The 13,814-nt window shown below is 45.0% G+C and carries 14 protein-coding genes; all 14 read left to right on the top strand.

The genetic code is table 11. The features are described from left to right. Positions 1-149 precede the first annotated feature (149 nt). The 14 genes from cymR to ADA55_RS07205 all read left to right on the top strand — a co-directional run bounded on the left by cymR (position 150) and on the right by ADA55_RS07205 (position 13,688). Positions 150-569 (top strand): cysteine metabolism transcriptional regulator CymR, encoded by a 420-nt coding sequence (cymR, locus tag ADA55_RS07270; protein WP_034308657.1) that lies wholly within the window; start codon positions 150-152, stop codon positions 567-569. Between the two features lie 60 nt (positions 570-629). Beyond that, on the top strand, positions 630-1,775 hold the full coding sequence (locus ADA55_RS07265; protein WP_048681270.1) for a cysteine desulfurase family protein: 1,146 nt from the start codon (positions 630-632) through the stop codon (positions 1,773-1,775). 29 nt (positions 1,776-1,804) lie between these two features. Then, positions 1,805-2,920, top strand: coding sequence for a tRNA 2-thiouridine(34) synthase MnmA (mnmA, locus tag ADA55_RS07260; protein ID WP_048681267.1), 1,116 nt, complete (start codon positions 1,805-1,807; stop codon positions 2,918-2,920). 121 nt (positions 2,921-3,041) lie between these two features. Then, positions 3,042-3,707: a tetratricopeptide repeat protein gene (locus tag ADA55_RS07255; protein ID WP_048681430.1), complete on the top strand. Its 666-nt coding sequence runs from the start codon at positions 3,042-3,044 to the stop codon at positions 3,705-3,707. 36 nt (positions 3,708-3,743) lie between these two features. Then, on the top strand, positions 3,744-6,149 hold the full coding sequence (locus tag ADA55_RS07250) for an ATP-dependent RecD-like DNA helicase (RefSeq protein ID WP_048681263.1): 2,406 nt from the start codon (positions 3,744-3,746) through the stop codon (positions 6,147-6,149). Positions 6,150-6,231: 82 nt separating this feature from the next. Further along, the gene (locus ADA55_RS07245) at positions 6,232-6,801 is read left to right on the top strand and encodes a LemA family protein (RefSeq protein WP_372464783.1); all 570 of its coding nucleotides are present in this window, start codon (positions 6,232-6,234) and stop codon (positions 6,799-6,801) included. Next, entirely contained in the window at positions 6,801-7,574 is a 774-nt protein-coding gene (locus tag ADA55_RS07240; RefSeq protein ID WP_048681254.1) for a TPM domain-containing protein, read from the top strand. Before ADA55_RS07245 ends, ADA55_RS07240 begins: the two co-directional genes overlap by 1 nt. Before the next feature lie 138 nt (positions 7,575-7,712). Further along, positions 7,713-8,171 (top strand): PRC-barrel domain-containing protein, encoded by a 459-nt coding sequence (locus tag ADA55_RS07235; RefSeq protein ID WP_048681252.1) that lies wholly within the window; start codon positions 7,713-7,715, stop codon positions 8,169-8,171. Continuing rightward, positions 8,161-8,376 carry a hypothetical protein gene (locus ADA55_RS07230; RefSeq protein ID WP_034311361.1) on the top strand — a complete coding sequence of 72 codons (216 nt, stop codon included), beginning with the start codon at positions 8,161-8,163 and terminating at the stop codon, positions 8,374-8,376. Before ADA55_RS07235 ends, ADA55_RS07230 begins: the two co-directional genes overlap by 11 nt. A 226-nt stretch (positions 8,377-8,602) precedes the next feature. After that, positions 8,603-9,679 (top strand): AI-2E family transporter, encoded by a 1,077-nt coding sequence (locus ADA55_RS07225; protein WP_048681249.1) that lies wholly within the window; start codon positions 8,603-8,605, stop codon positions 9,677-9,679. A gap of 310 nt (positions 9,680-9,989) precedes the next feature. After that, positions 9,990-12,626 (top strand): alanine--tRNA ligase, encoded by a 2,637-nt coding sequence (gene alaS / locus ADA55_RS07220; protein WP_048681246.1) that lies wholly within the window; start codon positions 9,990-9,992, stop codon positions 12,624-12,626. 65 nt (positions 12,627-12,691) lie between these two features. Next, positions 12,692-12,961 carry an IreB family regulatory phosphoprotein gene (locus ADA55_RS07215; RefSeq protein WP_034311358.1) on the top strand — a complete coding sequence of 90 codons (270 nt, stop codon included), beginning with the start codon at positions 12,692-12,694 and terminating at the stop codon, positions 12,959-12,961. Beyond that, positions 12,961-13,386 (top strand): Holliday junction resolvase RuvX, encoded by a 426-nt coding sequence (gene ruvX, locus ADA55_RS07210; RefSeq protein WP_034308633.1) that lies wholly within the window; start codon positions 12,961-12,963, stop codon positions 13,384-13,386. Before ADA55_RS07215 ends, ruvX begins: the two co-directional genes overlap by 1 nt. A gap of 11 nt (positions 13,387-13,397) precedes the next feature. Then, positions 13,398-13,688, top strand: a complete 291-nt coding sequence (locus ADA55_RS07205; protein ID WP_034308630.1) for a DUF1292 domain-containing protein — start codon at positions 13,398-13,400, stop codon at positions 13,686-13,688. Positions 13,689-13,814 lie beyond the last annotated feature (126 nt).

Here is a 13,814-nt window from a genome sequence, read left to right as displayed (position 1 = left end):
CCTCGAACGGTTTTCTTTATTTTCACTTTTCCTACCTCTCCAATTAGGATAATTTGACAAAGGAAGGGCGGGTGAATGCATTTCCGGCGGGAATATGCTATAATTTCAAAAGAATTTAGAAACGGATAAATAATTTGAGGTGTATATGTATGAAGATATCTACTAAAGGCCGTTATGGTTTGACGATCATGATCGAGCTTGCTAAACATTATGGAGAAGGCCCGAAGAGTTTGAAGTCGATTGCCCAGACGCATAATCTGTCGGAGCATTATTTGGAGCAGTTGATTGCGCCGCTTCGTAATGCGGGGTTGGTGAAGAGTGTCCGCGGTGCTTATGGCGGGTATGTCCTGTCTAAAGATCCTCAGGAGATTACTTCGGGTGATGTCATTCGTGTATTGGAAGGGCCGATTACGCCTGTTGAGGGAATCGAGGATGAAGAGCCGGTGAAGCGTCAGCTTTGGATCAGGATTCGCGATGCCGTGAAGGATGTATTGGATAATACGACGCTTATGGATTTGGCGAGCTACAAGGATACGGGTGAAATCGATTCTTATATGTACTATATTTAATTGATCAGCAATGCGCCTCTTATGTAGGCGCTTGCGTTTTTTAATGGAGGCGACAAAAAAGTGGACAGAATATATTTAGATCATGCTGCGACTTCACCGATGCATCCGAATGTGATCGATACGATGATGAGGGTCATGAGCAATGATTTCGGAAATCCGTCGAGCATTCATGCTTTCGGACGGGAGGCGCGGCATGTTTTGGATGAGGCGCGGTCGAGTATTGCAGCGAGCATCGGTGCCGGGCGGAATGAAATCATTTTCACGAGCGGCGGAACCGAGGCTGATAATACGGCGATCATTGGTGTTGCGAATGCTTATAAAGAACAAGGGAAGCACATCATTACGACGGAGATTGAGCATCATGCGGTCTTGCATACTTGCCAATACCTAGAGAAGTCTGGCTTTGAGGTCACATATTTACCTGTGAATGAGGCGGGGCTTATTTCAATTGCCGATTTAAAGGCGGCATTGAGGGATGACACGATTTTGGTTTCGGTCATGTTCGGCAATAATGAGGTGGGTACGATCCAGCCGATTGCTGAAATAGGGCAGGTGCTCAAGGGTCATCAAGCCATTTTCCATACGGATGCGGTTCAGGCATATGGTTTGATCTCCATCGACGTTCGTGAGTTGGGTGTGGATTTGCTGAGTGTATCCGCTCATAAAATCAACGGTCCCAAGGGAATCGGCTTTCTTTACATTCGTGAAGGATTGAAGCTGAATCCGCATTTATATGGCGGGGAACAAGAACGCAAGCGCCGTGCTGGTACGGAGAGTGTGCCGGCAATTGCCGGTTTTTCAGAAGCTGTTTTAATTGCACAGAGCACGATGGAAAAGAAAAAGGAGCAATACAAGCGATTCAAAGACGTATTGCTTGCCGTCTTTGATGAGGCGGATGTACAATATGAAATTAACGGATCCATGGAACAGTCGCTGCCGCATTTGCTGAATGTCAGTTTTCCGGGTACGAATGTGGAATCGATGCTCGTAAATATGGACTTGGCAGGTGTTGCTGTATCGAGCGGATCCGCTTGTACTGCCGGGTCAATCGATCCGTCGCATGTGCTTGTGGCGATGTTCGGGAAAGATTCGGAGCGGACGAAGAATTCGATTCGTTTCAGCTTCGGTCTGAACAACACGGAAGAGGAAGTAAGGCAGGCGGCTGAAACCACCGTTAAAATCGTTAATAGATTAGTGAGAAGATAATTCTTACTTTAAATAAATGAGGTGACAGAATGAGAAAAGCACCACAGGACACCCGCGTCGTCGTGGGTATGTCAGGAGGCGTGGATTCTTCTGTGTCAGCCCTGCTATTGAAGAATCAAGGCTATGATGTGGTCGGGATTTTCATGAAGAACTGGGATGATACAGATGAAAACGGAGTCTGTACGGCAACGGAAGATTACAATGATGTAATTGCCGTTTGTAATCAAATCGGCATCCCTTATTATGCGGTCAATTTTGAAAAGCAGTATTGGGATAAAGTTTTCACTTATTTCCTGGATGAGTATAAAGCGGGCCGTACCCCGAATCCGGATGTAATGTGCAATAAGGAAATCAAGTTCAAGGCTTTTCTTGAACATGCGGTAAGCCTTGGTGCCGACTATGTGGCTACAGGTCATTACGCACAGGTTGAATACCGGGATGGCGAATACAAAATGCTGCGCGGTGTCGATAATAATAAAGATCAAACGTACTTCTTGAACCAGCTTACTCAAGAACAGTTGGAAAAAGTCATGTTTCCGCTTGGACATATTGATAAGAAGGAAGTCCGTGAAATGGCGAAAGAAGCGGGTCTTGCCACGGCAACGAAAAAAGATTCTACAGGGATCTGTTTTATCGGTGAACGCAATTTCAAAGAGTTTTTAAGCAATTACCTCCCAGCTCAGCCCGGTGATATGGTCACGATGGATGGCAAGGTTATGGGCAAGCATGACGGTTTGATGTATTACACGATCGGTCAGCGTCACGGTCTGGGAATTGGCGGCAGCGGCGATCCTTGGTTTGTTGCGGGAAAAGACTTGAAGCGCAATGTACTGTATGTGTGTCAAGGCTTTGATAATGATGTGCTGTATTCCAATTCCCTTCGTGCAGTGAATGTCAGCTGGGTAGCGGAACATGCGCCTGCTGATGAATTTACATGCACGGCAAAATTCAGGTACCGTCAAGACGATAGCGGTGTTAAGGTGAAGGTCTTGGACAATGGTGATGTCGAAGTCATCTTTGACGAGCCAGTCCGTGCGATCACACCTGGACAAGCAGTCGTCTTCTATGATGGTGAAGTGTGCCTTGGCGGCGGTACGATTGATGAAGTATTTAAAAAAGGTGAAAAACTGACTTACGTAGGGTAAAATAATCATGTCCCCAGCTGTGTTTGCGGTTGGGGACTTCTTTTGGATTGCGGGTGACCGCCTGAATTCGACCACTGGCTTATGCTATACTTTTTAATATAAAAATGGAGTGTGAATGGATATGGATAAGAATCAACAAGGTATTGAATTTATGCAGCAAGGGAAATACGAAGAAGCGGCGAAAGTTTTTAATGAGGCGATCGAGGAAAATCCGAATGAGCCTGTTGCTTACATAAACTTTGGGAATGTATTGACTGCCGTGGGTGAAACGGATAAAGCGGTCAAGTTTTACAAAAAGGCGATCGAGCTGGATGAAAATGCAGCAGCGGCGTACTATTCATTAGGAAACTTATATTATGAATCCGATTCTAAACTGGTCGAAGCGAAGGATATGTTTGAAAAGGCCATCCGTCTGGGACTGGATAACAGCGATGCTTACTTCATGCTTGGATTGACATTGATGGCATTGGATCAACCGAAATTGGCGATGCCTTATCTGCAGAGAACGGTGGAGCTGAGCCCTGAGGATGTTGATGCGAGATTCCAATATGCGTTATGTCTTGCTAATGCGGAATTGTATGATGAATTGATCAATCAACTGAATTTAGTTGTGGAACAGGATCCGGGCCATGCGGATGCTTATTATAATTTAGGCGTTGCGTTTGCAGGGTATCGTGAGGATGCGAAAGCCGCGATGGTTTATTTTGATAAGGCTTTGGAAGCACAGCCTGACCATATGCTTGCTGCGCACGGTAAGAAACTGTTGGAAGAGATGAATGCTGAGTAAATAAAAAGCATATGCATGGAAAGGTGGGGAGAAGCGTTGAGCCAGCAAGATTCGTTGGATTTGTTTTCAGAAGAGAAAAAGTTCATGAAAGGCAGTCATTTAGTGACGATCTTTCATAATGAAGAAAATATGTACTCGGTTGTTAGAATTCGTGTGCATGAAACGAATCTGAATTATGAAGAGAAGGAAGCGGTCGTAACAGGTTATTTTCCAAGGATGCATGAGGATGAAATCTATATTTTTTATGGGGCCATGAAGGAACATCCGCGTTTTGGCCTTCAATTCCATGTAAAGCATTTTCGCAAGGATTTGCCTCAATCCAAGGAAGGCATCGTCAGTTATTTATCAGGTGACCTTTTCAAGGGCATTGGGAAAAAAACAGCTGAAAGCATTGTTGAGACACTGGGTGAAAAGGCCATTTCAAAAATTCTGGCTCAGCCTTCGCTGCTTGATGATATCCCGAAGCTATCAGGGGAAAAGGCAAAGGGCCTCTATGATACATTAGTCGAACATCAAGGTCTGGAGCAGGTGATGATCGCCCTGAATCAATATGGCTTCGGTCCGCAGCTGTCGATGAAAATTTATCAAATGTATAAGCAGGATACAATCACGATGGTTCAGGGAAATCCGTATAAGCTCGTCGAGGATATTGAAGGGATTGGGTTTGGACGGGCGGATGAGCTTGGGCATCAGCTGGGCATTTCCGGCAGCCACCCCGACCGAATCAAGGCTGCGTGCTTGTATACACTTGAATCCCAATGCCTCCAGGACGGAAATATCTACATAGAAGCCGAGCAGCTATTGGAAGCGGTCAAACGGCTGCTGGAGGAAAATAAACGGGATCGCATTGAGTTCACCAACATTTCCTCGGAAATAATCGAATTGACGCAAGAGGGGAAAATAGTTGTCGAGGATCAACGAATTTATCCGCCTTCGCTTTTCTATTCGGAAAAGGGAATCGTGATGAACATCAAGCGGCTGCTTGCTCAAACCGAGTATGAGGACCAGTTCCCCGAATCTGAGTTCTTGCTGGCACTTGGTGAGCTGGAAGAGCGGCTGGATGTTTCCTATGCCCCGGCTCAAAAGGAAGCGATCCAGACAGCCCTGCAATCACCGATGTTAATCTTGACGGGGGGACCGGGTACCGGTAAGACGACAGTCATCAAAGGCATCGTTGAGCTATATGCAGAGCTGCATGGTGTATCCATGGACATTAACGATTATAAAAAAGAAGGAAGCGATCCCTTTCCATTCGTACTTGCGGCTCCTACCGGGCGTGCGGCGAAACGGATGGCTGAATCGACCGGGCTCCCCGCAGTCACGATTCACCGTTTGCTGGGGTGGAACGGGAGTGAGGGCTTTTCCCATGATGAGGATAATCAGCTGGATGGCCGTATCGTGATCATCGATGAGGTTTCGATGGTGGATACGTGGCTGGCCCATCAATTGTTTAAAGCTCTGCCGGAAAATGTCCAAGTGATATTGGTTGGTGATGAAGATCAGCTTCCATCTGTTGGCCCTGGGCAGGTTTTAAAGGATTTGCTTGCATCGAATTGTGTACCGACTGTCAGTCTCGAACATATATATCGTCAAGCTGATGGGTCATCGATCATTGAATTGGCCCATGAAATCAAAAAAGGAAGGCTTCCGGATGATGTCACGAAACAGCAGGAAGATCGATCGTTCATTCGCTGCCAAACCAATCAAATCCCCCAAGTAATCGAGAAAGTGGTTGCCAATGCCAGGACGAAAGGCTTCACGGCCAAAGATATACAGGTGCTGGCTCCCATGTATAGAGGGCCTGCCGGAATTGATGCACTGAATAAAATGCTTCAGGAAGTGTTCAATAGCAATGCGAATGAAAAGCGGCGGGAAATAAAATTCGGAGATGTGATATATAGAACCGGAGATAAGGTGCTTCAACTGGTGAACCAGCCAGAGGAGGGTGTCTTTAATGGCGATATGGGGGAAATCGTGTCCATATTGTTCGCTAAAGAAAATACCGATTCTGTCGATAAAGTGATCATATCGTTCGAAGGCATCGAAGTGACTTACACGAAACAGGATTTGAACCAGATTACACATGCCTATTGCTGCTCCATCCATAAATCGCAGGGAAGCGAATTCCCCATTGTCATCTTACCTGTAGTGAAAAGTTATTACCGGATGCTCCGCCGTAATTTATTGTATACGGCGATTACCCGCAGTAAAAATTTCTTGATCCTATGTGGTGAAGAAGATGCATTCCGTTTAGGTATCGAGCGTAATGATGAGATGCGCCGGAAAACGACTTTGCGTGAAAAGCTGCGGGAGATCTTGAGTGAGGAAGAAATGCCGGTTGAAAAGGGAGAGGTACATCAAGAGGCAAGTTATCTTGATATTCTTATGCATGCTGACCCGATGATCGGGATGGAGAATGTCACGCCATATGATTTCATGTAGGTTCTTTTTGATTAATTTTGTTTAAAATTCATGGTTTTGGTAGAACTAATAAGGATATAACTTATATGTGAGCAGGGGGGATTTGATGAAAAAAGGTTGGATAATCGGGATAGTCGTTGTCGTTTTACTGGTCATTTATGGCGCATCTTCGTACAACGGACTTGTTAGTGCCAGTGAAGACGTCGATAATAAATGGTCACAGGTGGATAACCAATTAAAACGAAGAGCGGATTTGATTCCGAATCTTGTTGAAACGGTGAAGGGTTATGCCTCGCATGAAACGGAAGCCATTAAAGCGGTGAGTGATGCACGCTCGAAGCTGGCAGGTGCCAATTCGACCGAAGATGCGATTGAAGCCGATCAAGAATTGAGCGGGGCCTTGAGCCGTCTTTTGGTTGTTGTCGAGAACTATCCGGACTTAAAGGCCAATGAGAACTTTAAGGGTCTCATGGATAGTTTGGAAGGAACGGAAAATCGGCTGACGGTAGCACGAAAAGACTATAATGATGAAGTTACCAACTATAATAAGATGATTAAACGCTTTCCGAAGAATATGATGGCAGGAGCGTTCGGGTTTGATGCCAAACCGTATTTTGAAGTGACCGATCAAGAAAAAGAAACGCCAAAGGTTGATTTCGGGAGCGATAAATAATGAAAAAACTTGCTGTGTTTGCGCTATTCTTCATTCTTACGTTCAGTTTAGCAAACGTGGCCGCAGCACAACCTAACATTCCTGAACCAGTTGGGGATATATATGTTCAGGACTTCGCCGGAGTCCTGGATGAACAGGGAAAATCCGAACTCATCGAACTTGGGAAACGATTGGATGATGCCACAAAAGCACAAATTTCCGTTTTGACGGTTGATTCGATGGAAGGATCCGAGATCGAGGAGTACTCGGTCGAAGCATTGAGATCATTCAAGCTTGGTGATGCCGAGCTGAATAATGGAGTCCTCATCGTGCTGGCCATGGAAGAACAGAAAATCCGTATTGAAGTGGGGTACGGTTTGGAAGGGGCCATTACCGATATAAAATCTGGACAGATTTTGGATGATGTGGCTATCCCCGCGCTGAAAGAGGGTAAATATGATGTTGCCCTGACGGAGACCTATAAGGCTGTATATAACGACGTCACGAAAGAATACAACCTAGGTGACGAGTTTTATCAAGATCTCTCCGTTCAGCCCGAGTCAGAAACCTTTCAGCCATCAGGTTTACAGATTTTCCTCATTATCATCGTCGTCATCATCGTATTCATCCTCGATGCCAAGTTCTTTAAAGGGTTTTTCCTTCAAACGCTCATCAATATCCTTTTGATATTCATAAGTCGCGGAGGCGGCGGCGGCCGTGGAGGCGGCAGCGGCGGTCCACGGGGCGGCGGCGGAGGAAGTTCCGGTGGCGGAGGTGCCAGCAGGGGCTGGTGAAAACAGGTGGATCTGACCGGGAAACCGGTCTTTTTTTATGTATGGCCCCCTGTGTTGGACCAACAATGGAAAACCTTTCAGCACATCTATTTTCAGTAGTAAAGAGATAATAAAAATGTTCGGAAAGGCGGGATGACCTTGCGGACGTTTTCTTTATTGAAAGGAATGCCGGTTTTTACAATCAAAGGAGATAGAATCGGCACGGTCCACGATTTATCAATTTCTGAAATGGGACAGGTAACGGGGTTGGTCGTTCATCAGCAAGCATTGTTCAAAAGAGCTTTTCATTTGAAACTTGACGATATTTCTTCATTCGGTCCAGATGGGATCGTTATCAGCCAGCAAGATTCAACCTTAAGGAAAGTGCCTGCGGATTCCATTTGCCTATCGAAGGACGAATTATTGGGACGCATGCTGCTTTCAGAAATGGGCGAAGAACTTGGTTTACTGCAGGATGTATATTTCAAGGAAAAAATGGGCACGATTATAGCGTATGAAACAACGGATGGGTTTTTCTCGGAGTCGACAGTGATAGAATCAAAACAGCCGCCTGCATTAGGGAAGGACACCATCATTGTTTCAGTTTATGAACAGTGAGGTGTCCATTTTGGAAATTAAATGTCCGAATTGCCGAAGTAAAGATGTTGGGAAGATTGGCGTAAATCAATATTATTGTTGGAATTGCTTTATTGAAATGACTCTGTCCGAAGGGCTCATCAATACGCACCAAGTCGAGGAAGATGGAAGTTTAAGCTCATTGGACGATTTGTTTGAGGAAAACGACCGCCGCTTCGGTATGTAAATAACGGAAGAGGTGTTTGCAATGGCTAGACGTTCACGCAATACTCTAATGAATATGGGTTCGGACTTGATGAACTCGAAGATGATCAAACGGAACATGAAGAAAATACGCAAAAGATTAAAGTCATTATTATAGCAGGAATGGGTGTCCTGATAATGAGGGCACTCTTTTTTATGTATGAAAACCTTCCGCCTTTCGAAGAATAAATGAGCGGGGGGTGTTTATTGTGAGTATTCGGCTAAAGTGGTTTTATCGCCTGGGTTTTTTATTGCTCTTATTTTTCGTCATCTATATTTTTATGAAACTTAAGCCCATGTGGGGACCTGCCGTTACTGTATGTGTGACGGTGCTGCTGCCCTTTTTGATCGGTGCGTTCATCAGCTACTTGCTGCACCCTGTAGTGGAATATTTGAATGAGAAAGGGATGCGTCGCTGGCTTTCGATCACAATCATTTATTTGTTGTTTTTCGGTGGGATCGGTTTTGCCGTTTATAAAGGGATTCCGGTGATCGTCAGCCAGGTTCGCGAGCTGTCGGAAAGCGTGCCGGAACTGGTTGAACAGTACCGGGGCAGGATTGATAAGCTCAATCATCAAACGGCGGCCTGGCCGTTCGGAATTCATGAAAGATTCGAAGAGGGTGTCACCCTTTTCGAAGGCTGGCTGAAGCGTATACCGGAAAAGGCGATGGAGTATGCAATGAAGATGATTGATTTCATCGTTCTGATTGCGTTGATTCCATTCGTTGCTTTCTATATCCTGAAAGATTTCACCGTTTTAAAAAAAATGGCATGGTATATGACCCCGAAAAAATGGCGCAATCAGGGACGGGCATTCGTTCGTGATGTCGATGCGTCGCTTGGCGGCTATATCCGCGGACAAATCATCGTCTGTGTCGTGATCGGTTTGATTTCCTCGCTGCTCTTCTGGATAGCCGGAATGAAATATCCGCTTCTTTTGGGGGCGATAATCGGAATAACGAATGTCATTCCGTATTTCGGGCCGATTATTGGGGCCATTCCTGCGGTGGTCATCGCCGCGACAATGTCAGTTAAAATGGTGTTGATCATCGCGGTCATCGTGCTTGTCCTTCAATTTCTTGAAGGAAATATCCTGTCGCCGCTAATAGTCGGTAAAAGCCTTCATATGCATCCGCTGTTCATCATGCTTGCATTATTGGCCGGAGGAGAAATAGGCGGTATCGTCGGCATGGTCCTTTCGATTCCCATCTTGGCTGTGTTGAAAGTTTTTGTACTTCATGCCCGCGTTCACTTTAGAAAGAAGCCGCCTCTTATTGACAAATAAAAGTCTTGTGAATATAATCCATAACATAAGATAATTCGTTGAAGGATGAAGTATGCTGAAGTCCATCTAAAGAGAGGGGTCCCCCAGGCTGAAAGGGACTGCCAGGTGAAGAGCAGCAGAAAGCTAGTCCTGAGAGCAGCTAATACCTGCCGTCACGCCGCGTTAAGGCTTTTATGAAGGTGATGGGCCTGGGATGAATTCCTGCGTCCATAATCAGGGTGGTACCGCGAGTCAACTCTCGTCCCTGTTTTTGGGATGGGGGTTTTTTGTGTGCTCAAAATTACATAATTTTTAAAAGGAGGATATATATATGAAGTATTTAACTGGTGCTCAAATCCGCCAAATGTATTTAGACTTTTTTAGTGAAAAAGGACATAACATCGAACCAAGTGCGTCATTGGTTCCTCATGAAGATCCATCATTGCTTTGGATCAATTCCGGGGTGGCGACGTTAAAGAAATATTTTGATGGACGGGTGATTCCTGAAAATCCAAGGATTACGAATGCTCAAAAGGCGATCCGAACAAACGATATTGAAAACGTGGGGAAAACGGCACGTCATCATACGTTTTTCGAAATGCTCGGAAACTTCTCCATTGGTGAATATTTCAAAGAAGAAGCCATCACATGGGCATGGGAATTTTTGACCGATGAAAAATGGATTGGGTTCGACAAAGATAAATTGGCTGTGACGATCCATCCTGAAGATGATGAAGCATTCGAACTTTGGAATAAAAAAATCGGTGTACCTGCTGAAAGGATCATTCGCCTGGAAGAAAACTTCTGGGATATCGGGGAAGGTCCAAGCGGTCCGAATACGGAGATTTTCTATGACCGCGGACCAGCATATGGCGATGATCCGAATGATCCGGAACTATATCCGGGTGGGGAAAATGAACGTCATCTGGAAGTATGGAATCTTGTATTTTCTCAATTCAACCATAATCCGGACGGTTCATACACACCGCTTCCAAAGAAAAATATCGATACAGGGATGGGCCTTGAGCGTATGGCTTCCGTCGTTCAAGATGTGGCGACGAACTATGATACAGATTTATTCATGCCAATCATCCGCGCAGTCGAAGAGATATCCGATGTGAAATATGGTGTTGATACAGAAAAAGATGTGGCATTCAAAGTCATTGCCGACCATATTCGTACGGTAGCCTTTGCAGTAGGTGACGGGGCTCTTCCATCCAACGAAGGCCGAGGTTATGTATTGCGCCGTTTACTTCGCAGAGCGGTTCGATATGCTAAGCAAATCAACATCAACCGACCATTCATGTTCGAGCTTGTGACGGTCGTCGGTGAAATCATGAAAGACTTCTATCCTGAAGTCCTCAAGAATAAAGAATTCATTGCAAAAGTAATCAAAAATGAAGAGGAACGCTTCCATGAAACCCTGAATGATGGACTGTCCATCCTTTCTGAGGTCATTAAAAAGGAAAAGGAAAAAGGCAATACGACCATTCCGGGCAGCGATGCATTCCGTTTATATGACACATATGGTTTCCCGATTGAGTTAACGGAAGAATATGCAGAAGAAGAAGGCATGACGGTCGATCAAGCTGGATTTGAAAAAGAGATGGATGCACAGCGTGAACGTGCACGTTCAGCGCGTCAAGATGTTGATTCCATGCAAATCCAAGGCGGGGTATTGGGCGATATTAAAGTTGAAAGTGAATTTGTCGGATATGATCAAGTTGCTGTCGAAGCCAAAGTTGCGGCCATCATACAAAATGGCGAGCTTGTAACGGAGGCACAAGAAGGAGAAGAAGTTCAAGTGATATTGGACAAGACTCCTTTCTACGCGGAAAGCGGCGGACAAATAGCCGATATAGGAACGATGGCAAGTGAATCGGTGAAGGTCGATGTCCTTGATGTCCAAAAAGCTCCTAATGGCCAAAATCTGCACCGTGTAACAGTTACTGCCGGCACATTAACATCAGATTCCCATATCGTTGCTGCGGTAAATCAAGAAAATCGCATCCATATCACGAAAAACCATACAGCGACGCACCTTCTGCATCAGGCGTTGAAAGATGTGCTTGGTACACATGTCAACCAAGCGGGTTCACTCGTACAGGCTGAGCGCCTTCGCTTCGATTTCTCTCATTTTGGCCAGATAACGGCGGAAGAGATTGAACAAATCGAAACGATTGTAAATGAAAAGATTTGGCAAAGCTTACAAGTGAATACGGACTATAAAAACATCGAAGAAGCCAAGGCTATGGGCGCAATGGCCTTGTTCGGCGAAAAATACGGCAAGATTGTACGTGTCGTTCAAATAGGCGATTACAGCTTGGAACTTTGCGGCGGTGTCCACGTTCCGAATACAGCGGTGATCGGCTTATTCAAAATCGTTTCCGAAAGCGGCATCGGTGCAGGGACTCGCCGTATAGAAGCGGTAACGGGTGCCGGGGCGTACAAATTGATGACCGATCAAATCGGTGTCCTGAAAGATGCGGCTGCTAAATTGAAAACGAACTTGAAAGACGTACCTTCAAGAATTGAAACGGTACTGGCTGAAGTGAAGGATCTTCATCGTGAGAATGAAAGCCTTACTGCAAAATTAAGTAATATTGAAGCAAGCAGCCTTGTTTCTAACGTAAAAGACGTAAATGGTGTTCAAGTATTGGTGGCGAAGGTTCAAGCTACCGACATGAATAATCTGCGTGCCATGGCGGATGATTTGAAACAAAAGCTCGATTCTGTCATTATCGTATTAGGTTCTGCCCAAGGCGATAAAGTCAATTTGATTGCCGGGGTGACCAAGGATTACATCGACCGCGGTTTCCATGCCGGTAAATTGGTCAAAGAAGTTGCTTCCCGTTGCGGCGGCGGCGGTGGCGGACGTCCAGATATGGCCCAAGCCGGCGGAAAAGACCCTGAAAAATTGGACGCAGCACTTAATTTTGTTGAAGAATGGGTCTTATCGATTTCATAATCAATGGAAAGTGTTGTACAATGTAGGTAATAGTGGATTTGGACGCTGAGGAGAGGTGCATGTTAATGAGTTCCTTTGATAAAACGATGAAATTTAATTTTCCCGAAGAACCATTCGAAAGAGATGTACAAGAAGTATTGTCTCAAGTGTATGTTGCACTTCAGGAAAAAGGTTATAACCCGATAAACCAGATTGTCGGTTATCTATTATCTGGTGACCCGGCCTACATCCCGCGCCATATGGATGCTCGAAACATTATTCGTAAGCTTGAACGCGATGAAATCATCGAAGAATTGGTTAAATCGTATCTTAAGAACCATCGAGAGGAATACTAATGCGCACAATGGGACTTGATTTAGGTTCAAAAACCATCGGCGTCGCCCTGAGTGACGCGATGGGCTGGACTGCACAAGGATTGGAAACGATCAAAATTAACGAAGCTGGAAATGACTTCGGCTTTAAACGCCTCAATGAAATAATAAAAGAGCATGATGTTTCTAAAATTGTCCTCGGTTTACCTAAGAACATGAATGGGACTGTTGGACCGCGAGGCGAGATCAGCCAAGATTTCGCTAAACGATTAGAAAACAAATTCAAGCTGCCGGTGTTTCTCTGGGATGAACGGTTGACAACTATGGCGGCTGAACGTGTCCTTCTTGAGGCGGACGTGAGCCGAAGCAAACGCAAGAAAGTCATTGATAAAATGGCAGCTGTCATGATTCTGCAAGGATTCTTGGACAGACAAACAAATTCAATATGAGGTGAATACAAATGGAACACGGCGAAAACAACATTACAGTAGTAGATGAAAACGGAAACGAGCAGCTTTGCGAAATCCTTTTCACATTCGACTCAGATAAATTCAACAAATCTTATGTACTTTACTATCCGATGTCTGCAGAAGATGAAGAGGAAGAAATTGAAATCCACGCTTCATCATTCGTACCGAGCGAAGATAATAAAGATGGTGAACTTACACCGATCGAAACAGAAGAAGAGTGGGATCTTGTCGAAGAAATGTTAAATACATTCCTTGACCAAGAAGAAGCTGAAGAAGAATAAAAGAAAAAAACCGGCCCCTAGAGGTCGGTTTTTTTTTTTGAAAAGAGACTCAATCTAAAATGTAATAACAAAATTGATTGGAGCGGGTGTGCGAGAATCCTGCGGGAAAAGCGTGTCTAAGGAGAC

It is taken from the genome of Bacillus sp. 220_BSPC, from assembly GCF_001054655.1.
GTDB lineage: Bacteria > Bacillota > Bacilli > Bacillales > DSM-1321 > Peribacillus > Peribacillus frigoritolerans.
Note: the sequence above shows the minus strand (reverse complement) of the source record. Positions and strands in the feature narration are given on the sequence as shown.

Coding starts and splice junctions, on each gene's coding strand:
- cymR (WP_034308657.1), top strand. CDS start 150: ATGAAGATATCTACTAAAGGCCGTTATGGTTTGACGATCATGATCGAG.
- mnmA (WP_048681267.1), top strand. CDS start 1,805: ATGAGAAAAGCACCACAGGACACCCGCGTCGTCGTGGGTATGTCAGGA.
- ADA55_RS07255 (WP_048681430.1), top strand. CDS start 3,042: ATGGATAAGAATCAACAAGGTATTGAATTTATGCAGCAAGGGAAATAC.
- ADA55_RS07240 (WP_048681254.1), top strand. CDS start 6,801: ATGAAAAAACTTGCTGTGTTTGCGCTATTCTTCATTCTTACGTTCAGT.
- ADA55_RS07230 (WP_034311361.1), top strand. CDS start 8,161: ATGAACAGTGAGGTGTCCATTTTGGAAATTAAATGTCCGAATTGCCGA.
- alaS (WP_048681246.1), top strand. CDS start 9,990: ATGAAGTATTTAACTGGTGCTCAAATCCGCCAAATGTATTTAGACTTT.
- ADA55_RS07215 (WP_034311358.1), top strand. CDS start 12,692: ATGAGTTCCTTTGATAAAACGATGAAATTTAATTTTCCCGAAGAACCA.
- ruvX (WP_034308633.1), top strand. CDS start 12,961: ATGCGCACAATGGGACTTGATTTAGGTTCAAAAACCATCGGCGTCGCC.
- ADA55_RS07205 (WP_034308630.1), top strand. CDS start 13,398: ATGGAACACGGCGAAAACAACATTACAGTAGTAGATGAAAACGGAAAC.